Source organism: Microbacterium sp. WCS2018Hpa-9 (assembly GCF_031843745.1).
Classification (GTDB): domain Bacteria; phylum Actinomycetota; class Actinomycetes; order Actinomycetales; family Microbacteriaceae; genus Microbacterium.
The window spans coordinates 478,094-501,384 of sequence record NZ_JAVTIY010000002.1; the positions used below are offsets into that span (position 1 = coordinate 478,094).

20 protein-coding genes are annotated in these 23,291 nt (G+C 65.1%); 6 read left to right on the forward strand and 14 right to left on the reverse strand.

The window, feature by feature from the left end; all coding sequences use genetic code 11:
• Nucleotides 1–14: 14 nt before the first annotated feature.
• Both RQG82_RS06125 and RQG82_RS06130 read right to left on the reverse strand, forming a co-directional pair.
• Complete coding sequence (locus RQG82_RS06125) at nucleotides 15–1,070, reverse strand: LLM class flavin-dependent oxidoreductase (protein WP_311258224.1); 1,056 nt, start codon at nucleotides 1,068–1,070, stop codon at nucleotides 15–17.
• A 40-nt stretch (nucleotides 1,071–1,110) separates the two neighbouring features.
• Complete coding sequence (locus RQG82_RS06130; RefSeq protein ID WP_396653562.1) at nucleotides 1,111–2,667, reverse strand: class I SAM-dependent methyltransferase; 1,557 nt, start codon at nucleotides 2,665–2,667, stop codon at nucleotides 1,111–1,113.
• A gap of 75 nt (nucleotides 2,668–2,742) precedes the next feature.
• On the opposite strand from RQG82_RS06130, the gene RQG82_RS06135 reads away from it, so the two are divergent.
• The 4 genes from RQG82_RS06135 (at nucleotide 2,743) to trxA (ending at nucleotide 8,045) form a co-directional block, all read left to right on the forward strand.
• Nucleotides 2,743–4,980 (forward strand): DUF6049 family protein, encoded by a 2,238-nt coding sequence (locus RQG82_RS06135; protein ID WP_311258226.1) that lies wholly within the window; start codon nucleotides 2,743–2,745, stop codon nucleotides 4,978–4,980.
• Nucleotides 4,973–6,592 (forward strand): murein biosynthesis integral membrane protein MurJ, encoded by a 1,620-nt coding sequence (murJ, locus tag RQG82_RS06140; protein ID WP_311258227.1) that lies wholly within the window; start codon nucleotides 4,973–4,975, stop codon nucleotides 6,590–6,592. The genes RQG82_RS06135 and murJ overlap by 8 nt, the downstream gene beginning before the upstream one ends.
• 88 nt (nucleotides 6,593–6,680) lie before the next feature.
• Nucleotides 6,681–7,655, forward strand: a complete 975-nt coding sequence (gene trxB, locus RQG82_RS06145) for a thioredoxin-disulfide reductase (RefSeq protein WP_311258228.1) — start codon at nucleotides 6,681–6,683, stop codon at nucleotides 7,653–7,655.
• Nucleotides 7,656–7,721: 66 nt separating this feature from the next.
• Complete coding sequence (gene trxA / locus RQG82_RS06150) at nucleotides 7,722–8,045, forward strand: thioredoxin (protein ID WP_042541543.1); 324 nt, start codon at nucleotides 7,722–7,724, stop codon at nucleotides 8,043–8,045.
• Nucleotides 8,046–8,255: 210 nt separating this feature from the next.
• Here trxA and RQG82_RS06155 read toward each other — a convergent pair whose 3' ends face one another.
• From RQG82_RS06155 to rpmH, 12 genes are all read right to left on the reverse strand, one after another.
• Nucleotides 8,256–8,774, reverse strand: a complete 519-nt coding sequence (locus RQG82_RS06155) for a GrpB family protein (protein WP_311258229.1) — start codon at nucleotides 8,772–8,774, stop codon at nucleotides 8,256–8,258.
• Between the two features lie 20 nt (nucleotides 8,775–8,794).
• Nucleotides 8,795–9,130, reverse strand: coding sequence for a tryptophan synthase subunit alpha (locus tag RQG82_RS06160; RefSeq protein WP_311258230.1), 336 nt, complete (start codon nucleotides 9,128–9,130; stop codon nucleotides 8,795–8,797).
• A gap of 9 nt (nucleotides 9,131–9,139) precedes the next feature.
• On the reverse strand, nucleotides 9,140–10,588 hold the full coding sequence (locus RQG82_RS06165) for a sugar porter family MFS transporter (RefSeq protein ID WP_311258231.1): 1,449 nt from the start codon (nucleotides 10,586–10,588) through the stop codon (nucleotides 9,140–9,142).
• Nucleotides 10,589–10,650: 62 nt separating this feature from the next.
• The gene (locus RQG82_RS06170) at nucleotides 10,651–11,619 is read right to left on the reverse strand and encodes a ParB/RepB/Spo0J family partition protein (protein ID WP_311258232.1); all 969 of its coding nucleotides are present in this window, start codon (nucleotides 11,617–11,619) and stop codon (nucleotides 10,651–10,653) included.
• Entirely contained in the window at nucleotides 11,619–12,494 is an 876-nt protein-coding gene (locus RQG82_RS06175; protein ID WP_311258233.1) for a ParA family protein, read from the reverse strand. Before RQG82_RS06175 ends, RQG82_RS06170 begins: the two co-directional genes overlap by 1 nt.
• A gap of 1,208 nt (nucleotides 12,495–13,702) precedes the next feature.
• Nucleotides 13,703–14,149 (reverse strand): AAA family ATPase, encoded by a 447-nt coding sequence (locus tag RQG82_RS06180; protein WP_311258234.1) that lies wholly within the window; start codon nucleotides 14,147–14,149, stop codon nucleotides 13,703–13,705.
• Between the two features lie 2,741 nt (nucleotides 14,150–16,890).
• Complete coding sequence (gene rsmG / locus RQG82_RS06185; RefSeq protein WP_311258235.1) at nucleotides 16,891–17,514, reverse strand: 16S rRNA (guanine(527)-N(7))-methyltransferase RsmG; 624 nt, start codon at nucleotides 17,512–17,514, stop codon at nucleotides 16,891–16,893.
• A 32-nt stretch (nucleotides 17,515–17,546) separates the two neighbouring features.
• A complete protein-coding gene (locus tag RQG82_RS06190) occupies nucleotides 17,547–18,038 on the reverse strand; it encodes a R3H domain-containing nucleic acid-binding protein (RefSeq protein ID WP_311258236.1) in 492 nt (163 codons plus the stop codon).
• A complete protein-coding gene (gene yidC, locus RQG82_RS06195; protein ID WP_311258237.1) occupies nucleotides 18,035–19,105 on the reverse strand; it encodes a membrane protein insertase YidC in 1,071 nt (356 codons plus the stop codon). Before yidC ends, RQG82_RS06190 begins: the two co-directional genes overlap by 4 nt.
• A gap of 3 nt (nucleotides 19,106–19,108) precedes the next feature.
• A complete protein-coding gene (gene yidD, locus RQG82_RS06200; protein ID WP_311258238.1) occupies nucleotides 19,109–19,459 on the reverse strand; it encodes a membrane protein insertion efficiency factor YidD in 351 nt (116 codons plus the stop codon).
• Nucleotides 19,456–19,800: a ribonuclease P protein component gene (gene rnpA, locus RQG82_RS06205; RefSeq protein WP_311258239.1), complete on the reverse strand. Its 345-nt coding sequence runs from the start codon at nucleotides 19,798–19,800 to the stop codon at nucleotides 19,456–19,458. The genes yidD and rnpA overlap by 4 nt, the downstream gene beginning before the upstream one ends.
• A 6-nt stretch (nucleotides 19,801–19,806) precedes the next feature.
• Nucleotides 19,807–19,944 (reverse strand): 50S ribosomal protein L34, encoded by a 138-nt coding sequence (rpmH, locus tag RQG82_RS06210; RefSeq protein WP_042541555.1) that lies wholly within the window; start codon nucleotides 19,942–19,944, stop codon nucleotides 19,807–19,809.
• Nucleotides 19,945–20,261: 317 nt separating this feature from the next.
• On the opposite strand from rpmH, the gene dnaA reads away from it, so the two are divergent.
• Both dnaA and dnaN read left to right on the forward strand, forming a co-directional pair.
• Entirely contained in the window at nucleotides 20,262–21,653 is a 1,392-nt protein-coding gene (gene dnaA, locus RQG82_RS06215; RefSeq protein ID WP_311258240.1) for a chromosomal replication initiator protein DnaA, read from the forward strand.
• 494 nt (nucleotides 21,654–22,147) lie between these two features.
• Nucleotides 22,148–23,290 carry a DNA polymerase III subunit beta gene (gene dnaN / locus RQG82_RS06220; protein WP_042541557.1) on the forward strand — a complete coding sequence of 381 codons (1,143 nt, stop codon included), beginning with the start codon at nucleotides 22,148–22,150 and terminating at the stop codon, nucleotides 23,288–23,290.
• Nucleotide 23,291 lies beyond the last annotated feature (1 nt).

The window sequence follows — 23,291 nt, forward strand, 5'->3', positions numbered from 1 at the left end:
AGCGTGCAGCGTGATCAGACCGGATCGCCCTGCACGGGGCCCTCGGTGTTCGGCTTCCAGCCGAGCGCAGGAGCGACGTGCGTCGCGAACGACTCGAGCACGTGGAGGTTGTAGGCGGGTCCCAGCTGGTTCGGGATCGTCAGCAGCAGTGTGTCTGCCGACATCACCGCCTCGTCGGCCAGAAGCTGCTGGATCAGCACGTCGGGCTCGGCCGCATACGTCTTGCCGAACGTCGAGCGGAAGCCGTCGATGATGCCGATCTGGTCGGCGTTCTCCTCGCTGCGCAGCCCGAAGTATGCGCGGTCCATGTCGGAGACCAGTGGGAACACGCTGCGGCTCACCGAGACGCGGGGTGTGCCCGTGTGCCCAGCCTCTTTGTAGGCGGCGCGGAAGAGGTCGATCTGCTCGCGCTGCAGCTGGTGGAACGGCACGCCCGTCGCCTCGGTGAGAAGCGTGGAGCTCATCATGTTCAGACCCTTGCGGCCGGTCTCCTCAGCCGTGGCCCGTGAACCCGAACCCCACCAGATGTGGTCGCGCAGAGTCGGCGACTGCGGCTCGATCGCGAGGTAGCGCCCGGCGCCGACCATGCGGGGGTCGCCGGGGGCGAGACCCTCGCCGTCGATCGCACGGAGGAAGAGATCGAACTTCTCACGCGCGATCACGCTGCCCCGCTCGGGGTCTTCCTCGTCGTGGAAGCCGAACGTCTCATAGCCGCGCAGGGCCGTCTCGGGTGACCCACGGCTCACGCCGAGGGCGATGCGCCCGTCGGCGATCAGGTCGAGGGCGGCCGCCTCCTCAGCGAACTGGAACGGGTTCTCGTACCTCATGTCGATCACGCCCGTGCCGACCTCGATGCGCTGGGTGCGCGCGGCCATGGCCGACAGCAGCGGCATCGGGGAGGCGGCCTGACGCGCCCAGTGATGCACGCGCACCGAGGCACCGTTCACGCCGATCTCGTCTGCACCCTCCGCGATCTCGATGGTCTGCTTCAGCATGTCTCCCGCTGTGCGGGTCGCCGAACCGGGCACGTCTGCATAGTGCCCGAAGGAGAGGAATCCGAAAGCCTTCATGGTGTATTCGAACGCATAGATGCGGTGAGGTATTCCTGCATCACTCCCCCGCCACCAGCAAGCCGTCGAACACGAGCTGTCGGATGCGGGGTTCGAGGTCGGCCCACAGCTCGACGAGCGGCACCTCGAACAGGTCGGCCAAGGCCGCGACGATCTGCATGACGGTGAGGTCGCCGTCGCACGCTCCCACGAATCCGGCGAGCGCGGGGTCGACCGTGATCGTCCGAGCGAATCCACCGCCCTGTCGGAGCTCGATGATGCTCGGGTCATCGTTGCCGGGGAGCAGATGGCGGGCCTCGGTGACATCGGGCGCGACGAGAAGCGTCGAAGGCAGGCCGTCCGAGAGCACGTCGTGGGCGGCGAGGCCCGAGCGCAGAGCACCGCCCACATTCGAGACGGCCTGCGTCACCCGCTCGAGACGGCGCAGCGGGATGCCGTCGGCGACCGGACGGCGCACCAGGATGTATCCGAATCCGACCGCGGTGACGCCTCGGGCGGTGAAGTCGTCGAGCCATGCCGTGAGCAGCGGGGTGAACGCGGCGTCTCGCGGTGTCGTGCCCCCGTCTCGGATCCACAGTTCCGCGTACCCGAGCGGCGAGAGCTCTTCACGCTGGATCACCCACAGGTCGAGGTCGCCGGGAACCCACGAAGAGAGTCGGTCGAGGCCGGAACGCCCGGTCAGCGACGCCTGACCTCCGCGTGACTCCCAGTTGCCGAGCAGCTGCGCCACACCTCCCGGGGTCAGGAACGACGGAACCGCGCGCAGGAACTGCTCGACCAGGGCATCGCCGACGAGGCCCCCGTCGCGGTACTCGTACTCGGGCACACCTTCTGCGCGCGGGGTGATCACGAACGGCGGGTTCGAGACGATCAGGTCGAAGGCCTCTCCCTCCACGGGCTCGAACATGCTCCCCAGGCGGAACTCGATGTTCGAGACGCCGTTCAGCTGGGCGTTCAGCTCGGCATAGGCGAGCGCACGCGCTGAGATGTCGGTGGCCACGACCGAACCCGCGTGGCGAGCGACCAGAAGCGCCTGGATGCCGCATCCCGTGCCGAGATCGAGAGCGCGGTCGACCTCGATCGGCATGATGATCTCGGCGAGCGTGCGTGAGGCCCCGCCGACGCCGAGCACGTGATCCGCCGGAAGCGCACCGTCGAGCGCCACCTCATCGAGGTCGCTGGCTATCCACCATTCGCCGATCCCATCGGAGTCGACGAACGACTGCGGCCGCAGAAGAGCAGTGGGAACCACCGTGCTCCCCTCGATCTGCGCGAGGCCGAGAGCGGCGAGACCGTCGGCCCCGAGTCTCGGCAGAGCCTTCGTCACGGCAGCGAGCGGCTGCGGCATCCCGAGCACCAGCAGCCTGCCGAGAGTCGCGAGCACACCGTCGTCACCGGCGATCGCGCGCAGGATCGGCTCACGCATGCCTCTGGCCAAGGCGTCGTCCTCTTCTTCGCCCCACAGGCGACGAAGAGGCTCCGAACGCAGATCCGCGTCGTCGAGATCTGCGGCGAGCGCGGCGCTGCGGAGCGGATCGGGCGTGGGGGCGAGGGTGTCGGACACGGCCGTCACTCTACGCGTCTTCAGGGTTCTCATTCAGCCAGCCGCCTAGAATCACAAGGTCAGCACTCACGAGCAGCCTGGGATCCCCGGCGTTCGAGGAAGACCTTCATGACCGCGACCACCTCCGAGAACGGCCTCCGCACGCGCCTGCACCGCATGGCACGCGGATCCGTCATCTCGGCGATCGTTCTCGGCCTGGCAGGCGCGGGCGCCGGCAGCGCCTTCGCCGCCACCGATGCCGAGTCCGAGGGCTCGTCGATCGATCTGCTCGTCTCGGCAGGAGTGCGTGGCACGGTCGCTCCCGGAACCGCGACGACGGCCTCGATCACCGTGCAGAACGACTCCAGGTCCGAGCTCTCGTCCGGTCGCGTCACGGTGGAGCTCAACCGCACTCCGCTCACCGACGGGGCCGCGGTCACGACCTGGCTCGACGAGGCGGACGCCACGGGCGGCTTCGAACAGCTCGGCTCTGACACGACCGCGCCCGTCGACGCCGAAGGATCCGTGACCTCGAGCCTCTTCCTGCCGCCCGAGGTGCTCGGCGACCTCGCCCCCGGTGTCTACCCGTTGCGAGCGACTCTCAGCGGAGCGCAGACCGACGCACAGGACGATGCCCGATCGGTGACATCGACGACGGTGCTCGTCGTGACCGCTGCTGCGAGCCCTCCCGTCGCCGTGATGGTGCCGATCACGGCGACACCCGTCGACGGCGCTCTCCTCACCGCGGACGAGCTCAGTGCGCTCACCGCCCCCGACGGCGGACTCACCGCCGTGGTCGAGGGAGTTCGCGGGACCTCGGCGATCCTGGCGATCGACCCGGCGATTCCTGCGGCAATCAGGGTGCTCGGGTCTTCGGCGCCGCAGAGCGCCCGCGAATGGCTGCGCGTTCTCGACGCACTGCCCAACGAGCGCTTCGCCCTGCAGTTCGGCGATGCGGACGCCACCACACAGGCGCAGGCGGGCCTTCCCGGACTTCTGCAGCCGACGACGCTCGCGCCGTTCCTCAACCCGAGCGGCTTCACCGAGCCCGCAGACGAGACCCCTACCCCCACAGCCACCCCCGCGCCGACTCCGGCCTCAGTGCCGTCGGAGAGCACTGCGCCGTCGGAGAGCACTGCGCCGTCAGAGAGCACTGCGCCGTCAGACGGCACTGCCCCGACGCCGGCGCCGAGTGACGAACCGACGCCTCAGCCGACCGATGGCGCGGCGCTGCCCGATGACGCCGAGCTCACCGCCATCGAAGGCGCGACCCCCGGAATCCTGTGGCCGCGCAGTGATGTGTCCGCCGCCGACCTCGACGTCTTCTCCACGTATGTGAGCGACGGTGCGGTCACGGTCCTGTCGTCTTCGGCGGTCGAGGGCGCCGTCGGTGCGCACGCCGGCGTCGACGGGCGCAGCGTGCTGGTCACATCGGCTGCGGCATCCGATGCCCTGTCCCGGGCCGCGGGTGAAGACGACACCCCTGCGCGTCAGCAGTGGCTCGCTGAGGCGAGCGCTCATATCTCCCTGTCTGGTCAGTCGGACCCGGCCACCCCGCTCCTGATCGGACTCGACCGTGACGAGACGCGCACGGCCGAGGCACTCAGAGAGGCCGTCGCGTCGGTCGACTCTCTCGGATTCGGTCTCTCCGAGGTGCTCGCAGTCCCGGCGACGCCGGCGACGCTCTCGACCGATCCCGACCAGGCACGCGCGACGGCCCTGCAGCGGATGCTCGACAGCGAGGTCGTGCTCGGCGACTTCTCCACGATCCTCGACGACAGTCAGCTGCTGCTGAGCCCCAAGCGCATCCAGATCATGCGGGCGACCGCCGTCGGGCTCACCGAGAAGGGCTTCGACGATGCCGTCTCCGACGTGAACGTCGCGACGACGGAGACGCTGAACGCCGTCGACATCCCTCCGGCGAGCACCATCCAGCTTCTCTCCGCCAACGCCGACCTGCCGTTCTCGGTGCGCAACGATCTGCCGTGGCCGGTGAACATCCAGCTCAGCGTCAAGCCGAGCGACCCGCGCCTCGACGTGCAGTCGGTGACGCCGTGGACGATCCAGCCCGGCACCACGACGAGGGTCAAGGTCCCTGTGTCCGCCCGAGTCGGCAGCGGCGAAGTCACCCTGACGCTGTCGCTGTCGAGCCCCACCGGCGTGCCCATCAGTCAACCTGAGAGCGTCCGCGTCTCGGTGCGGGCCGAATGGGAGGCCATCGGTCTCGGGGTCTTCGGCGGCCTCATCGTGCTGCTCATCGGTCTCGGCATCATCCGCACCGTCCGACGCCGGCGCCGCGAGGCCGAGAACGAGAACGAGCAGGAGACGACATCCGACTCGGATGCCGTCGAGGAGATGAATGAGTAGTCTCGGCCGCGCCAGCGCACTTATCGGGGCGGGCACGCTCATCTCGCGCGTCACCGGTCTCCTGCGCACCATCGTCCTCGTGGGCGTGATCGGCTCCGTGAGCGCGGGCGCGGCAGACGCGTTCGCCATCGCGAATCAGCTGCCCAACAACGTCTTCTCGTTGATCTCGGTGGGTGTGCTGACCGCGGTGATCATCCCCCAGATCGTCAAGGCGACAGCGGATGCCGACGGCGGCAACGCGTTCATCTCCAAGCTGTTCACGCTCGGCACAGTTGTGCTGGTCGTGATCACGGGTGCTGCGACAGTCGCATCTCCCTGGCTGGTGGGGCTCTACGCCGGCAAGGACGCGTCGTCGGAGTTCCTCGCGCTCGCGACGGCGTTCGCCTACTGGTGCATGCCGCAGATCCTGTTCTACGGTCTCTACGCGCTTCTCGGCGAGGCGCTCAACGCCCGCCGGATCTTCGGCCCCTTCACCTGGGCGCCGGTCGTCAACAACATCGTGTCGATCGTGGGCTTCCTGATCATCGGCGCCCTGTTCGGCGGTCCGCTCACCCGCCTCTCCGACTGGACTCCCGAGATGATCGCCGCGCTCGGCGGAACGGCGACGCTCGGCATCCTGATCCAGGCAGCGATCCTGCTGATCTTCTGGCGCCGCACGGGTCTCGCGCTACGACCCGATTTCCGCTGGCGCGGTGTCGGGCTGGGCACAGTCGGCAAGCTCGCCGGGTGGACATTCCTGATGGCCCTCGCCAGCCTGATCGCTGGTCTCATTCAGACTCAGATCCTCATCGAGGCGGCCGGCAAGGGCGCTTCCGTCGCCACGTTCCAGTACGCGTGGCTCATCTTCATGCTGCCGTATTCGATCATCGTGCTGTCCATTGGGACGCCCTACTTCACGCAGATCAGCGAGCATGCCGCGGCAGGCAGAGACGCTGAGGTCCGCAAGGACATCGCTCAGAGCATCCGCACCCTGCTGTTCTTCATCGCGGTCGCGGTCGCGGCCGTCGTCGCCGCGGCTGTGCCTGCGTCGCGCGTGTTCACGAACGAGGCGCCGGATGCCGAAGCAGCAGCTCTCGTGCTCGTCTGCTTCCTGGTGTGTCTGGTGCCCTTGACGATCCTGTTCATCGTCCAGCGAACCTTCTACGCCTACGGTGACACCCGCACGCCCTTCTGGTTCACGCTCTTCCAGTGCGCGCTGGTCGTCGTCAGCGCGCTCGTCGCCCAGTCGCTGCTCGCCGCCGGCGTCTTCGAGGTCACCTCACTCGCCGCCGCGATCGCGCTGGGGCAGTCGATCGCGAGCACGATCCAGACGGTGGTCGCCGTCTGGCTGCTGCATCGCAAGATCGGCGGACTCGAGATCCGCACCTGGATGAGCGCCATCCTCCGTTTCGCGATCGCCGCCGTTCCTGCCGGAGTCGCGGGATGGGGGGTCTTCCTCCTCCTCGGCGGCCCGACCGGCTGGACCACCGCCGACAAGATCCAGGGCGCCCTCGGCACCTGCATCATCGGCATCGCCGTCGTGGCCGTCTACATCGGCATCCTGGCCCTGCTGCGTGCGCCTGAGCTCAAAGTCGCGGGCTCCATGCTGCGGCGCTTCCTGCCAGGTCGCTGAGCCCCCGCGCGCGGGAATGTCGCGCGGTTACCATTGGTTGAAGCAGTCGAACGTCTTTCGGCGTCTCAGCATCTACGACGGAGAGCACATGCGTCAGGTCATCATCATCGGTTCGGGTCCCGCCGGATTCACCGCCGCCATCTACGCGGCGCGCGCGAACCTCAAGCCGCTGCTCATCGCGAGCACAGTCGAGGTCGGCGGAGAGCTGATGAACACCACCGAGGTCGAGAACTACCCCGGCTTCCCCGAAGGCATCCAGGGCCCCGAGCTCATGGCCAAGTTCCAGGAGCAGGCTGAGAAGTTCGGCACCGAGGTCGTCTACGACGACGTCACCGAGCTCGACCTCGCCGGCCCCGTCAAGAAGGTCACGCTGGGCAGCGGCACGGTGCACGAGACCCGGTCGCTGATCTACGCGACCGGCTCGGCCTACCGCAAGCTCGGCATCGAGGGCGAAGAGCGCCTCTCGGGCTACGGCGTCTCGTGGTGCGCCACGTGCGACGGCTTCTTCTTCCGTGAGAAGACGATCGCGGTCGTCGGCGGCGGAGACTCGGCGATGGAAGAGGCCACGTTCCTCACCCGCTTCGCCGAGAAGGTCTACGTCATCCACCGCAAGGACTCCCTGCGTGCGTCGAAGATCATGCAGGAGCGCGCGTTCGCGAACGAGAAGATCGAGTTCGTGTGGAACAGCGAGGTCGCCGAGATCCTCGGTGGCGACTCCGTCTCGGGCGTGCAGCTGCGCAACACGGTCGACGGCACACTGAGCGATCTGCCGCTCGACGGCCTGTTCATCGCGATCGGCAACGACCCGCGCACTCACCTGGTGCACGACAAGCTCGAGCTGACCGCCGAGGGCACGATCTGGGTCGACGGCCGCTCATCGGTCACCTCGGTGCCCGGTGTCTTCGCCGCCGGCGACGTCATCGACCCGACCTACCGTCAGGCGATCACCGCTGCCGGCTCGGGCACGGTCGCGGCACTCGACGCCGAGCACTTCCTCGCGGATTTTGACGACGCTTCCGTCGAGTTCCCGGCTGCGGAAGCCGCCGAGATCATCACCGCCTGAGCGGCAGGGAACAGTTTCACCTCGCCTGCTGTTGTAGCAGGCGAACCTCGAACAAGGAGAACTCTGATGAGTGCAAAGGCTACGAGCCAGGCGACCTGGGAGCAGGACGTTCTGCAGGCCGAAGGTCCCGTCCTCGTGGACTTCTGGGCCGAGTGGTGCGGACCCTGTCGCATGGTCGCGCCGGTGCTGGACCAGATCCAGGCCGACAACCCCGACAAGATCACCATCCTCAAGCTGAACGTGGACGAGAACCCGCAGCTGGCGATGAAGTACCAGATCACTTCGATCCCCGCGATGAAGGTGTTCCAGGGCGGTGAGGTCAAGACGACCATCATCGGCGCCAAGCCGAAGCCGGCCCTCGAGCAGGATCTCGCCGCGTTCATCGGCTGATCACGCTCCGAAAAGGGCCGTCACTCCTTCGGGAGTGGCGGCCCTTTCTTCATGCCCGTGGCCCGTTCTTGATGCGCCTCGTCCCTACATCCGGTCTTCAGGTCCTGTGCCGGCGGCCCCGTTCTGCACAGGCCGCCCCGTTCTGCGCGCGCTTCCCGTCAGAACATGTGCAGATCGGGGCGACGTCCGCTGTTCGGGACGCACGCGAGCCTATTTGTCGTAGACCGGCACCGAGGGCAGTCCCTGTGCCGCCCGAGCGCGGTCGACGATCTCCTGGATCACGGGAGTCTTCGCGGCGTTGTACGTCGACGTCCCGCGCGCGGCAGCAGCGACGGCATCGCACTTGGCATGCGAGTAGCGGTCGGCATCGTCAGGATGCGACCGCAGCCAGTCCCTGAGCAGCCGCTGATGCACGGCATCCCACTCCCCCTCGACGAAGAAGTGCGCGATAGCGCTGCGGACGCCGTCGGCTTCGAGGATCATCACCGGATGCGTGCGCACGGCGCTGCCCCGCCGCCACCCAGAGGCCTGCAACGCCGGGATGTGGGACTCGAACTCGTCGAGGTCTCTGATCCTGACGGCCAGATCGATGATGGGCTTCGCACGCATGCCCGGGATCGCCGTCGAACCGATGTGCTCGATCGTCCAGTCGGCATCCCCGAGTGTGCGGATCTCCTGCGCGATCCTCTCGAACTGCTCCGGCCAGGTGGGGTCGTAGCCTACGAGCATTCGAGGCATGTTCTGCGGCCTCAGGACGCGTCGGCGACCGAGGGATCCCAGCGTCCGTGGCGCTGCTTCTCGTCGAGAAGGCCCCAGACCGCCGGGGTGAGCTCCGGGTACTCCAGCGCGATCTGGCGAAGCACACGATAGTGCCGAGCGGCGTTCGGGCGCACGCCGTCGTTCGCCGTGATGTTGTCGGCGCGCAGCAGGTACACGACCAGCTCGTCGACGCTCGGCAGCTCCTCCATGAACTCCCAGGGGTCTTCTCCGCTGAGAAGCCTCTCCTGAATGAGCACGGCGAGTTCGTCCGATGCTTCAGCTCGCAGCACTTCGAGGCTGGCGCGGCGCGGAACGGACTCGGTCATGCTTCCAGCCTACGACGCCTTCCGCGTGCCCCGGCGCTCCACCTTCAGCTCGTCCGTCATCTCCTCGAGCTCCTTGCCCTTGGTCTCCGGCACCTTGAAGTAGACGAAGAAGAACGACAGCAGAGCGAAGAACGCGTAGAAGCCATAGGCGAAGGTGAGCCCGACGTCGGCGAAGATCGGGAAGGTCGTCGAGATGAAGAAGTTGGCCGCCCATTGCGCGGCCGCAGCGACCGCGAGGGCGCCCGCACGGATCGAGTTCGGGAAGATCTCGCCCAGAAGAACCCACACGAGCGGACCCCAGGTGGCTCCGAAGAACACCACGAAGCCGTTGGCGCAGATCAGGGCCACCGTCGCCCATGGATCGGGAAGCGTCGCTGCGCCTTCCGCGTCGAGAGTGCCGAACGAGAACGCCAAGGCCATCAGCCCGAGGGTCACTGTCATGCCCACCGAACCGACCAGGAGCATGATGCGGCGTCCCACCTTATCGACGAGCAGGATCGCGATGATCGTCACCACGATGTTCGTCACCGACGTGATGACCGAGGTGAGCAGTGCGCTCGACTCGTCGAATCCGACCGACTGCCACAGCGTCGTCGAGTAGTAGAAGATGACGTTGATGCCCACGAACTGCTGGAACACCGACAGCAGGATGCCGACCCAGACGATCGGCTTGAGCCCGAGACGGCTGCCGCGGAGGTCGCGCAGCGACTCCTTGCGCTCCGTGTCGATCGTGCTGGTGATCTCCTTGATCTTCGCGTCGACGTCGACGGCGCCTGTGACGGTCTCCAGCACTTCTGCGGCACGTGTCATTTCGCCCTTGCGCACGAGATACCTCGGCGACTCAGGAAGTCTGAGCGAGACGAGTCCGTAGACGAGAGCGGGGATCGCCGCCACCATGAACATCCACCGCCATGCCGTGAGGCCCCACAGGGGCTGATCTGCGGCCCCTGCGATGTTCGCGAGCAGGGCGTCTGAGAGGAGCGCCGCAAAGATACCTGTGACGATCGCGAGCTGCTGGAGCGAGCCGAGTCGCCCTCTGATCGCCGCGGGTGACACCTCAGCGATGTAGGCGGGGGCGATGACGGATGCTGCACCGACGCCGAGGCCTCCGATGACCCGCCAGATGATCAGGTCGACGACGCTGAAGGCGAGTCCGGATCCGATCGCCGAGATGAAGAACATCGCTGCGGCGACGACCATCACGGGGATGCGCCCCCGTTTGTTTGCGATGGGGCCTGCGAACCACGCTCCCACCGCGCAGCCGATCAGAGCCGACGAGACGGCGAAGCCCTTGAGCCCGACCCCGAGGTCGAAGCCCGAGACATCCCCCGCAAGGGCATCGACGGCGCCGTTGATCACCGCGGTGTCGAAACCGAAGAGGAACCCTCCGAGAGCTGCGGCGATACTCACCGCGATGACGCGTCGCCTGACGCCTTCCGGATTCAGCGCTTTGGACATGCCATCCCTCTCGTCATCGCGATGTCGAGAGTCTACGACCGGTCAGTGGCTGCGGCGCGGCATCACGCCGGGCCGTACCCCGATTCGCCCAACTCGCCCAGGATCCTGTTCAGGTCCTGAATCGAAGCGAAATCGATGATGACCTGCCCTTTTCGCGCACCCAGCGAGACCTTCACCCGGGTGTTGAGGCGATCCCCGAGCTTGCCGGCGACCTCGTCGAGGTATGCGCGGCGGGCGCCGGGAGTCGGCTTCGCGGTGCGACCCGCGCCGGCCGGCTCGGTCTTCGCGGCGACCTCGGTCGCTCGCACGGACAGGTCTTCGTTCACGACCTTGTCCGCAAGACGCTGCATCGCCTCCGGCGTCTCCAGGCTGAGGATCGCACGAGCGTGTCCGGCGGTCAGCACACCGGCGGCCACGCGCTGCTGCACGGGCATGGGCAGCTTGAGCAGGCGGATGGTGTTGCTGATCTGCGGGCGCGATCGACCGATCCGCGTAGCCAGCTCCTCCTGTGTGATCCCGAAGTCCTCGAGCAGCTGCTGGTAGGCCGATGCCTCCTCGAGCGGGTTCAGCTCAGAGCGGTGCAGGTTCTCGAGCAGCGCGTCGCGCAGGAGGTCTTCGTCGGCGGTCTCGCGAACGACTGCCGGGATCTTGTCGAGGCCGGCTTCGCGGGCAGCGCGGGTGCGCCGCTCCCCCATGATCAGCTCGTACTCGCCGTCGCTGTTCTTGCGCACGACCACCGGCTGCAGCACGCCGAACTCACGCACGCTGTGCACGAGCTCCGCGAGATCCTCCGCGTTGAAGTGCGTACGCGGCTGGCGCGGGTTCGGCACGATCTTCTGCGGGTCGATCTGGATCAGGTGGATGCCGGGAACGACCTCGAGGTCGGCCTCTGCAGCGGGCTGGTCGCTGGTCTGATCCGTCGCCGGACGCAGGTTGGCTCCGGGGAAGAACACGTCCACGGGACGCTCGGACTGATCAGCTGTGGGGATGAGGGCACCGATGCCCCGACCCAGTCCAGTGCGCTTCGCCATCATTTCTCCTTGCTCTGCGTCGCCGTCCGCGACGCGATCTCGACAGCAGCCTCGCGATAAGCGACGGCGCCGGCGGATTGCCCATCGTAGGCGATCACGGTCTGACCGAAACTCGGTGCCTCCGACACCCGCACCGAGCGCGGGATGACGGTGTCGAGCACCTGATCGGGAAAGTGTGTGCGGACCTCGTCAGCGACCTGCTGCGCCAGCCGGGTGCGGCCGTCGAACATCGTCAGGAGGATCGTGGAAAGGTGAAGCCCGGGATTCAGGTGCTTCTGGATCATCTGGATGCTGCCGAGAAGCTGGCTCAGCCCCTCGAGTGCGTAGTACTCGCACTGGATCGGGATGAAGACCTCACTCGCGGCGGTGAACGCGTTGATCGTGAGCAGCCCGAGGGAAGGAGGGCAGTCGATGATGACGAAGTCCATCGGGTTGTCGACGAGATAGTCGTCGAGCGCCCGTCGCAGGCGGTGCTCGCGTGCGACCTGAGCCACGAGCTCGATCTCGGCGCCGGCGAGGTGAATGGTGCTCGGGGCGCAGAAGAGGTTCTTGTCTTCCGGGCTCTGCTGCACGATGTCGGCGAGTGGGGTGTCTTCGATCAGGACGTCATACACACTCGGGGTGTCTGCATTGTGCGGCACACCGAGTGCGGTCGACGCGTTGCCCTGAGGGTCGAGGTCTATCACCAGGACCTTCGCGCCCAGACCCGCCAGAGCAGAGGCGACATTGACGGCGCTCGTGGTCTTGCCGACGCCGCCCTTCTGGTTCGACACCGTGAGGATGCGGGTATCTCCGGTGAAGTCGATGTTCACCGTCTCGAGCACACGGCGTCGAGCGGAGAGGTCGGCGAGTTCCCGCGCGAGCGGCGTATCCATCCCGAAAGAGTCCTTCGGTGATGCCTTTTCGGGCTGTTTCACGTGAAACATCCACTCCTTTCGGGGCCGTCCTCCACTCTAATCGCTGCGGCAGACGTTGCCGCGTCGAAGGTGGTCCCCCGCGGCGCGGATCCGAGGAGGTTTGGGGCTCTTTGGTACTCCACTTCTCCAGGATCTGCGGAATCTCGCGCCGCGTTCGCCGCGATGCGCGCCTCGAGCAGACGCGGATCGTGAGTCGATTTCGGAAGCGCTGCACCTCTCCGCGGGAACTGCAGCTGCGCGAAGCTCAGTCCTTCTCCTTGCAGAGACACGCACGAGCGCAGTCCAGCCCATTCGGGGTGAGAACGCAACGCCAATCGCAGTCGCCAACGCACTCGCGCTGACGCTCGGCCTCGCGCGTTGGCTCCGGTTCTGGATCTGGCCCTGCGAGCGGCGGTGACACCACGGCTGGACAATGTCCTGTAGTGCCGCTGCACTTGGGGGCCCGGGCTCACGCCTCTGCGATGGGCTGCACCTATGCTGTCTCGGAATCACGACTCAATGGCCCGGTGCGGTACCGAAGAATGCCGGTTGGCCCTCGTCATCTCCGCTGTCGAGTGCATGCCCGCGGTAGGGGAACCTGCCGGAACATCCCCTGCCGTACGGCGGAACGTGGGTCGACTCTTGTCCACTCCGAGATCGAGTGCATACGAGCGGTGCTGGAACCCCACCGCATAACCCCCGCCGTTTCGCCCGATGTGGATCGGCCCTTGCCCGCTTCCCGGTCGAGTGCATGCCCACACTGGCGATCCGGGCCGGATCCTGCCCTGCCGTAGAGCAGAACGCGGGTCGGCGGATGTCCACTCCCCGGTCGAACTCATGCCCCCACTGGTGATCCGGGCCGGATCATGCCCTGCCGTAGAGCAGAACGCGGGTCAGCCCTTGCCCGCTCCCCTTCGAGTGGAGGCCATAGTTGTGGAACCCCGCCGGGTAACCTCCCGGCACCGGCGGATCACAGTCCGCCCTAGGGGTGTGTGCGGGATCGCGAGACGGCGCACGTTCTTCCCGTGCACTATCTCTTCGCGGACGGTATCGCGCGCTCAATCTCGGAAGCACGGGTCTGAGATACCCCGCCATGGTCAGCGCAGCGCCTGGTCGGTCTTCGTCGTCGCTGCAGTCGGGCGCTTACGCACGAGCGAAGCCGAGTGATCATGTTTCACGTGGAACACTCAGGGCTGAACGAGGAGCTCTTCGATACGATCGACGACGTAATCGAGCGGCTGCGTAGCGTCTATCTCGACCGTCGCGGTCGCACGGAGCAGTGGTTCAACCAGTGCGTGATTCGACTTGATCTCCTGTTGCTCGGCTGGGGTTGCACCGTACGGATTCGTGCTGCGTCGACGGACCCGATCGAGGAGTACTGAGATCGGCGCCGATAACAGAACGACGTGGTCGAAGCGATCGTAGAACTCGCCTTGGTTCTCGACCGTCCCAGACACCACCACCTCATTGCTCTCACCCAGCAGGGCGCCCATCAGGACGTCATCCCACAGTCCCGCTTCAGTGGTCCAGTCTCCATAGTCCGTATCGATGACCGAATGGCCCCGCTCCCCCAACTCACGAAGAACGCTCGACTTTCCGACCCCCGACATCCCAGTGATCAGCACGCGAACCATGAGCTCAGGGTATCGATGTTTCACGTGGAACACTCCACGAATGCTGGTGCAGCGACCCGACGCAGGGGTACATCAGTTGCATGTGCACGCGGAAGAGCGCCCGGTCGATTGGCGCGGCGACGACCACCGATGCCGAGGTGGCAGTGGCGGGGAGGCGCCTTCACTCCCCTGCCCGTCGCATCTGAGACTGCGGCGCCCCAGCGCTCCTGAGCCCGCCCATCCATCTGCCTGCGGGGCTGTCTCGTGAGATCTTCGCGACGGACGTGGCAACCCTCCTACGCTCTACGAGCCCCGGGCACCCACTCAAGCCGTTAGGACTCGAGGTGGTGCGTCCATACTTCGGTGTAGTGGTGTCACCGCGGCCTCGGTTGAGGCCGGCCTGTAACTGTGTGGAGAGGAAGTCGTCCCATCGGTTACCAGCCCTGACCGCTAGAACTCCACAGCCTTTGAGGCAAGAACCAGCGTGAGATATCTATGCGCCGACCGAGGCGCAGCCCCAAGAATTGAGCCCGCAGCACCATCCACGCCTCGTTGGCGATCTAGGCACCCTCGACAACGGCGACCAGCGGGTTCCTAGGCCTACGTCCCGTGGTCAGTCAGTGTCGCCGTTTCACGTGAAACTCTCAAGCGGCTGCCCGTTAGTGTCCGCCGCCCGCCAGAATTCTCTTTGTCAGCGGGTCAGTGGTGAACCCGATCCCCCTCGACTGGGCCACGCAGTCGCTCTGTGCAGAGGTAAGCGAGCCACGTCGAGTGGATCGCCTTGACGACGCCTACTCCCCATACCCTTGTCGGGTCAGTCCGAAACCATGCGTGCAAGTCATCGCGTGTTCGCAGTCTTGCTGGCTGGCGGCTTTGATTGCTCACCCCTGGCGTCGGCAGCACAGGCCCGCCTGTTTCACGTGAAACAGGCGACGACACCACCCCCGGCACGAACGGATCTCGACACCCATCGTTTAGTCCTCTCCTACTGCCGGCTGGTCTGAGATCGCACACGTACGCCGGGGTCTGCTTCGGCAATCTCGGCCGTGACGTCGCACGAGTGGTCTACGGAGTCACTCGTCTCGTCTGGAACGAGTCCCCGCTTCCTATCCACGGCCCTGCCCGCGCGCCGGCACAGACTGCGCGTCCCGCTCCCGATGCTGCTCCCCATGGTGATGCTGATGCTGATCACGCAGCAGCTGTACCGCAGCGATGTCCCCCCATCGACCCCGCCACCACCTCGACAGGATGTCAGCGCCGGGCGCCCCTGCTGATTTGCACGACAGGCAGAGCCCGCGCGCTGGCATTACAGCCCGTCTAGCGAATCACGACACGCCCAGCCTGGCTTTTCCTGTACAGCACTAGCCAGCATTAGCGGCGCGATCGATAGCGATAGGTTCCCGCCGCCCGCCGCCCCACGTACCACGTACCACGTACCACGTACCACGCAAGTCTGATTGGCTTGCACCGCATCCAACACCCGCCTGGGACTGGCAGCCCATTACGTCAATCAGATCTGCACCGCACGCCACAGCACGACTGCCGTGTTTCACGTGAAACACTGGCGGGCACTAACGTCGCCCCACAGTCCCACGACCTCAACGAACTGGGGTCTCGCACACTCCCCGACTCACCCTGAATTGTTCCGAGAGCCTGTTGCCATCTCAAGAGAGTGTTCGGCGCCTGCCTGAACGGCAGCCCGAAAGAAGGATGTGTTTCACGTGAAACACCTGCCAGCATCCTGCCTGCTTGCGATCCAACGCGACGACGGGTGAATACACCCCACCCCGTCGCCAATGAGATCACGCGGTCCCGACCGTCGGCATCGGCAAGACGTTCAATGGGCCAGCTGCTCAAGGGCGAAGGTAGTTCTTCCAACGGCGTGTTTCACGTGAAACACTCGAGACGGCCAGCCCCAATCCCACACCGAGGTCAACCACTCCCACCGCCGTCTTGAACGGAACACCCAACTCAGGCTGCATCATGCTGCCTTCCTGCGCCGGACTGGTCCTGGTTCAGAGCAGTGTGTTTCACGTGAAACAGGCGCACGCGCGCACCGGTACAAGTACCCCACCCACTCCCCGCGACTGCCACGGCACGGCAGGTGGCCGACCATTCACGAGGCCACACAAGTACTCAGGCATTCGCCTCTCCGCGCGATTCGACTCCATGCTCCCTCACTTGAGCGACGATCCTGCCAGAATATGTGTCGCAGTCGGCCTGCCGACAACGCGAGATGGAGCCGTGGCGCAAGCCAGCCATCGAAGGGCACACAACACACCCGCGGTCGATAGGTCGTCTCCGCGAAGTGCGCCACGCCCAGCGATACCAACTACCCGCGGGCAAACTCCCCACCGTACACCCCCGCGATTGGTGGTCTACCGGGACGGCTGGTCGTTGGACAAGGCGCCTGGCATCGACACGTATCCCCGCGCGACAATGGCGTCGAGCACTCCTACCCTGGTGCTGAGTTGCCGCGTTCCTTCGCGCGCCGCGCTCTCCACGCGTTCAGACAACATGTTTCACGTGAAACGCCAATGATGCTCACATGAACGCAGTAATGAACCCATACCAGCCACCGAAAGCGCTGATTCATGATCATTGCTGACGCACAGCAATGAGATTCACGCTACCTGGGCGTCCCGCGCGTGGGATGCAGAAATCAGCCAGCGTTCCCACCGATGGGCGAGCTCACTGCACGCCCCCGCAGCATCATCCCCGCCAGAGCAGAACGAAGAAGCTCCTCGAGCCGTCGACAGCACTTATCGAATGACAGCCCGCACTACTCGCGTCGTCTCAGGAATCACGTTCTCTCCGAGAGTCTCGACGCGCACATCGGACAGGTGGAACTTCTTGATCTGCTTCTGCGCTGCGTCGATCTCGTTGCCAGCATTCATGCCCTTGAGCAGGATCAGTTCACCACCGTCACGCACGAGAGGAGCGGTGAGCGGGATCAGCGTCTTCAGAGCGCTGACCGCCCGCGCGGTGACGACATCGAATCCCACTGGTCGACGCACATCTTCGGCACGAGCTCGGAGAACCTCGACGTTGTCGAGGCTCAATTCCGCTACCTGCTCGTTCAGCCAGGTGACACGGCGCTCCATCGGTTCGATGAGCGTCCATTGCACGTCAGGGCGGGCGATCGCGAGCACGATTCCAGGCAGTCCCGCACCGGAGCCGATGTCCGCAACGGATCCGTGGAACAAGGGAGCAGCGATGACACTGTTCAGGATGTGCCTGGTCCACAGACGCGGAAGCTCGAGGGGCCCGATCAGACCCCTCTCCTCGCCATGCTCAGTCAGGGCGGCGCCGAACTGGCGTGCCAGTTCGACCCGATCCCCGAACAGCTCGGCCGCTACGGAAGGCTCAGCCTCGACGTCACTCACGACAGCTTCTCGATCAGGTACTTCACTCGACGTCAACGACGGCGCAGAACCGTGTGACGGTCAGCGCCTTCGCCGTATGATTCCGAGACAAGACCCTGATCAGCGGCGATATCGTGAACCAGCTTGCGCTCATAGCTCGACATCGCGGGCAGGGAGGCCTGCGTGGCGCCATCATCGAGCTTCGCAGCCGCGGCGTTCACAAGTGTCTCGAGCTGGCGACGACGCGCGTCGCGAGACCCGCCGACATCAAGGATCAGTCGCGAGAAAGAACCGGTCTTGTTCTGAACCGCCAGACGCGTCAGCTCCTGAAGAGCCTGCACCGTGTCGGGCGCCGAAAGCAGTGCCAGTCCATCTCCCTCAGCCTCGACCGACACATATGCGCGGCCCTGGCGGACGTCGAGGTTCAGATCGCCGTCGATGTCAGCGATGTCGAGCAGCTCCTCGAGGTAGTCAGCTGCGACGTCGCCCTCGTTCTCGAGCTCGGCGACCGTGGGCTCCACGGTCTCGGTCACGTTGTCGGTCACGAACCGCTCCCCTTCTTCTTCGAACGCTTCTTGCCCACAGGCTGCTGACGCTTGGGGGCCTGAGCCTTCGCTCGTTCGGCTTCCTCGAGCAGACGCTGCTGCTCTGCTTCATACGCAGCCATGGGAACGACCTTGCCGGATCCGTCGATCGCCTTGCCCTTGCGAGCGAGTCGCTCTTCGCGTGCCTTGGCTGCTTCAGACCCGGGAGTAGGCATCTCGCGGATGACGAGGAACTGCTGACCCATGGTCCAGAGGTTCGAGATGAACCAGTAGACGACGACGCCGAGCGGGAAGAAGATGCCCGAGAAGATGAAGCCGAGAGGCAGCACGTAGAGCATGATCTTCTGCATCTGGTACGCCTGGCCGGTCTTGGCCTCGGGCGACAGGTTCTTCGAGATGATCTGCAGCTGCGTGAAGAACTGCGATGCGATCATGAGCACGACGAGCGTGACCAGGATGATGATCGCCGTGGTGTTGCCCGCATCCACCGCGTTGCCGAGAGTCTCGTGCAGGGAGGCGACGCCGAAGAGCTTCGCGTCGTAGAACTGCTCGGTGAGCTCTGCATTCAGCAGGCCAACACCACCGGTGCCGGCGTTGTGATGCTTGGTGACGTCGCTGAGCACACTGAACAGCGAGAAGAAGATCGGCATCTGCACCAGAAGCGGCAGACAGCTCGACATCGGCGTCGTGCCGTGCTTCTTATACAGCCCCATGGTCTCGCGGCTCATCGCCTCGCGAGACAGCTGATCCTTCTTGCCGCGATACTTCTCCTGAACTTTTCGCAGTTCAGGAGCGATTTCCATCATCTTCCGCTGGCTCTTGATCTGCTTGACGAACAGCGGGATCAGCGCAGCACGCACCACGATCACGAGGCCGACGATCGAGAGCACCCATGTCAGACCGGATGCCGCCGGAAGACCGACCGCGGTCAGCAGCCAGTGCCAGGCGACGAGCACGAGCTCGACGACCCACTTGAGGGGCCAGAGGATGGTTCCGATCAGATCGAAGCCGCCGGAGGCAGGCTCCGGCGAAGGTGTTGCGCTGGCGAGCAGAAGGTCAAGACCCACCGATCAATCCTTTCGGGCAGGGACGACGAAACCGCGAGCGGTCAGGTCATAACGGAAGTGTTGGTGCGGACGGACGTCGTCGACGCCGCCGTGGCTCCAGGGATTGCAACGGAGGATGCGCCATGCCGAGAGCATCGCTCCCCGCACCGCGCCATGCTGTTGCACCGCACCTACAGCGTAAGCGGAACAGGATGGGTAATAGGCGCAGACATCTCCATACATCGGAGAGATCACCCGGCGATACCCGGTCAGGAACCCCAGAACGAGGTTTCTCGGGATCAACGGGATGCTGCGCAGCACATCACCCGTCTGAAGGTGCGCGTCGCCGATCGACGATGCCGGAAGCGCCGTCACGGTCGAGCCTGCGCGAGACGGTCGAGGCAGCGATTCACATCGGCGCTGAGCTCGGCATAGCTGGCGGTTGCGGATGCAGGAAGGGCACGGATGACGACATCCGTGCCCTCGGGGACCCGCGCCAGCGCATCCGCACACACGGCTTTGAGTCGCCGACGCACGGTGTTGCGCACCACAGCGGTGCCCACCTGCTTGCTGATGATGAATCCGAACCTCGCGGCTCTGTTCTCGCCCGTCGTCAGCATCGAGGTGACGACTTTGGCTCCGCCACAACGGGATCCGCGTCGAACGACCAGGCGATAGTCGCTCCCGCGGGTCACACGAAACGGGCGGGCGAGCACAGGGATCTACGCGGAGAGCTCGGTGCGGCCCTTCGCGCGGCGAGCCGAAAGGATCGAACGGCCGGCGCGGGTGCGCATGCGAAGACGGAAGCCGTGCTTCTTGGCGCGACGACGGTTGTTGGGCTGGAAGGTGCGCTTGCTCATGAAAATCACTCCGGGAATGCTGCCACCGGGATCATTTTGACCGGAGACATAGGGATCTGCCATTCAGGCATAAGTCAACCGATTAAGGGTACGTCCTGGCGGCGCGCAGAGCAAATCTGCGCGCTTCGTACCGGACACTGCCAGGATCCGCACAGCTATTATCCACAACCTGTGGCGTGCACGTATGCGCAACACGCGCGCGGATTTCCGTGGGCAGGTTGCCGTTCACAGCCGTGGTGACTACCGTGGCATCCGAAGTTATCCACAGGCGAGCCGCGTCATCCCGACGGCCCGTCGTCCCCTCAGCACGGAGCGTCATGTCATCACCTGCCCAGCCCGACGTTCCGATCTGGACCACGGTGCAGGAGCTCCTCGAAGCGGATGACAGAGTCACCCCTCAGCTCCAGGGATTCCTCAGTCTCGCGGTTCCGGCCGGCGTGATGGCGGCGACGCTCTATCTCGAGGTCCCCAACGATCTCACCGCCGCGCAGATCAACAAGAGGCTGCGGCTGCCGATCATGGAGGCTCTCTCTCACATCGGCGACGAGGTCACCTCGTACCGAGTCGTGGTGAATCACGAGCTCGCCGAGCAGCCGACCGCGCCGATCGCCGTCGCGGACTACGGCCGCCAGGAGCAGATGCGCGTCGAATCTCCGATGGAGCAGCCGACGCAGCAGCGTCATGAGTCACGCCTCAACCCCAAGTACACCTTCGACAACTTCGTCATCGGGCAGTCCAACAGGTTCGCTCATGCTGCAGCCGTCGCTGTCGCCGAAGCGCCGGCCAAGGCCTACAACCCGCTCTTCATCTACGGTGACTCGGGCCTCGGCAAGACCCACCTGCTGCACGCGATCGGTGACTACGCCCAGTCGCTCTATGCAGGCGTCAAAGTCCGGTACGTGTCGAGTGAGGAGTTCACGAACGACTTCATCAACTCGATCGCGAACAACCGAGGTGCAGCTTTCCAAGCCCGGTACCGCGATGTCGACATCCTCCTGATCGACGACATCCAGTTCCTTCAGGGTCGCGCCGAGACCCAGGAAGCCTTCTTCCACACCTTCAACACGCTCCACGACCACAACAAGCAGGTCGTGATCACCAGCGACGTCGCCCCCAAACACCTGACGGGCTTCGAAGACCGCATGCGCAGCCGGTTCGAGTGGGGCCTGATCACGGATGTCCAGGCCCCCGACCTCGAGACGAGAATCGCGATCCTGCGCAAGAAGGCGCAGAGCGAAGCCCTTCATATTCCCGATGAGGTACTCGAGTACATCGCCACCGTGGTGTCGTCGAACATCCGCGAACTCGAGGGCGCGCTGATCAGGGTCTCGGCCTTCGCCAGCCTGAACCGCTCGGCGCTCGACATCTCCCTCGCTCAGACCGTTCTACGGGACATCATCGACACGGCCGAGGACAACATCATCTCGCCGACCGACATCATCACCGCGACCGCGCAGTACTTCAAGCTGACCGTCGACGACCTCTACGGCTCGAGCAGGTCGCAGCAGATAGCCACGTCGCGTCAGATCGCCATGTACCTGTGCCGGGAGCGCACCAGCCTCTCGCTCCCGAAGATCGGGCAGCTGTTCGGCAACCGGGATCACACCACGGTCATGTACGCCTATAAGAAGATCAGCGAGCTCATGAAGGAGCGTCGTTCGATCTACAACCAGGTGACCGAGATCACCACACAGCTCGGTCGACGCTGAGCCCTCGACACCTCGAAAAAGGGGGTCGTAGCTTCCGATGGGACGCTACGACCCCCTTTCGGTGCGTCTGAGAGGCACATGACGTGCTGGATCGATGCCAGTTTGCACATGTGGATAACTTGTGGATGACTCGGCTCAACATCGGGACGGATGTGTGTGAAACCGTCGAACCTGTGGATAACTATGGGAGACCGCATGACCGAGGGGAAGCTGTCCACCCGCGGATTCCTCAGGGTTTCCACAACTGACAACCGTGTAGTTCCTTACTCGCGTCTGCTTTCCACCGAGTTATCCACAGTATCCACAGGTGTTAACACCGTTAAGGAGTTAATTCAATTCAAGGGCGATCCGATCACCAGACGGTGGGGAAAGTCCGACGGGCCGGAGGTTTGCACCGGTCGTAGGGATACGCCCGACTGTGGGGCTAGCATGGGAAGCCCTGCACAGGCAGGACCGATGACGACACGTCTCAGAATGACGACAAGGGAGCACCAGTGAGGTTTCAGGTCAACCGCGATGTCTTCAGCGAGGCTGTGTCCTTCGTCGTCAAGCTGCTTCCGCAGCGCAACCCCCAGCCGATCCTCGCCGGAGTCCTGATCGAGGCAGACGGATCCGGACTCACGCTCTCGGCCTTCGACTACGAAGCATCCGCTCGGACCACCATCGAAGCCACGGTCGACACACCCGGCACGATCCTCGTCCACGGACGACTGCTCTCCGATATCGCCAGCCGCCTCCCCAACGCGCCGATCGAGATCGCCGTCGAGGACGACGGCAGCATCACGGTCACCTGCGGCTCGGCACGATTCACTCTCGCAGCCATGCCGGTGGAGGAATATCCGTCCATTCCCGAGGTCTCCGGCTCGTCCGGTGTCGTTCCCGCCGATGACTTCGGAACCGCGATCGCCCAGGTCGGCTTCGCCGCGTCTCGTGACGACGTCACTCCCGTGCTCACCGGTGTCCAGCTCGAGGTCTCCGGGCACACACTCAGCCTGGTCGCCACCGACCGTTACCGTGTCTCGCTCCGCGACGTCCCGTGGGATGGCGAGGCAGTCGAGGCGAGCGCACTGGTTCCCGCACGCACGCTTCTCGAGGTCGGAAAGACCTTCGGTCACGCCGGAACGATCCAGATCGCGTTCTCCGGAGCCGGCGACCGCGAGATCATCGCCTTCACGGCGGGCAACAAGACCGTCACATCGCTGCTGATCAAGGGCAACTTCCCGCCTGTCCGTCGTCTCTTCCCCGAGCAGACCGAGCACTATGCGGTCGTCAACACCGCCGACCTGGTCGAAGCGGTGCGCCGTGTCTCGCTCGTGCTGGATCGCGCAGCTCCGCTGCGGTTCACGTTCACGTCCGACAGCGTCACGATGGATGCATCGGGCAGCGAGCACGCACGCGCGTCGGAATCCGTCGACGCGATCCTGAACGGTGGCGACGACGTCACTCTCGGCCTCAACCCGCAGTACCTCATCGAGGCACTCGGAGCGGTCAAGAGCGAGTTCGTCCGGGTCACGTTCACCTCGAGCGACAATGCGAATAAGCTCAGCCCGGTGCTGATCACGAGCCAGACCTCGGTCGATCAGGCTGGTCTCGACTCGTTCAAGTACCTGCTGCAGCCCAACCTGCTGCTCCGCTGAT

Excerpts from the sequence above, each read along its gene's own strand:
- RQG82_RS06125 (WP_311258224.1), bottom strand. The coding sequence starts at position 1,070 with ATGAAGGCTTTCGGATTCCTCTCCTTCGGGCACTATGCAGACGTGCCC.
- RQG82_RS06130 (WP_396653562.1), bottom strand. The coding sequence starts at position 2,667 with ATGAGAACCCTGAAGACGCGTAGAGTGACGGCCGTGTCCGACACCCTC.
- RQG82_RS06135 (WP_311258226.1), top strand. The coding sequence starts at position 2,743 with ATGACCGCGACCACCTCCGAGAACGGCCTCCGCACGCGCCTGCACCGC.
- murJ (WP_311258227.1), top strand. The coding sequence starts at position 4,973 with ATGAGTAGTCTCGGCCGCGCCAGCGCACTTATCGGGGCGGGCACGCTC.
- trxB (WP_311258228.1), top strand. The coding sequence starts at position 6,681 with ATGCGTCAGGTCATCATCATCGGTTCGGGTCCCGCCGGATTCACCGCC.
- trxA (WP_042541543.1), top strand. The coding sequence starts at position 7,722 with ATGAGTGCAAAGGCTACGAGCCAGGCGACCTGGGAGCAGGACGTTCTG.
- RQG82_RS06155 (WP_311258229.1), bottom strand. The coding sequence starts at position 8,774 with ATGCTCGTAGGCTACGACCCCACCTGGCCGGAGCAGTTCGAGAGGATC.
- RQG82_RS06160 (WP_311258230.1), bottom strand. The coding sequence starts at position 9,130 with ATGACCGAGTCCGTTCCGCGCCGCGCCAGCCTCGAAGTGCTGCGAGCT.
- RQG82_RS06165 (WP_311258231.1), bottom strand. The coding sequence starts at position 10,588 with ATGTCCAAAGCGCTGAATCCGGAAGGCGTCAGGCGACGCGTCATCGCG.
- RQG82_RS06170 (WP_311258232.1), bottom strand. The coding sequence starts at position 11,619 with ATGGCGAAGCGCACTGGACTGGGTCGGGGCATCGGTGCCCTCATCCCC.
- RQG82_RS06175 (WP_311258233.1), bottom strand. The coding sequence starts at position 12,494 with ATGGATACGCCGCTCGCGCGGGAACTCGCCGACCTCTCCGCTCGACGC.
- RQG82_RS06180 (WP_311258234.1), bottom strand. The coding sequence starts at position 14,149 with ATGGTTCGCGTGCTGATCACTGGGATGTCGGGGGTCGGAAAGTCGAGC.
- rpmH (WP_042541555.1), bottom strand. The coding sequence starts at position 19,944 with ATGAGCAAGCGCACCTTCCAGCCCAACAACCGTCGTCGCGCCAAGAAG.
- dnaA (WP_311258240.1), top strand. The coding sequence starts at position 20,262 with ATGTCATCACCTGCCCAGCCCGACGTTCCGATCTGGACCACGGTGCAG.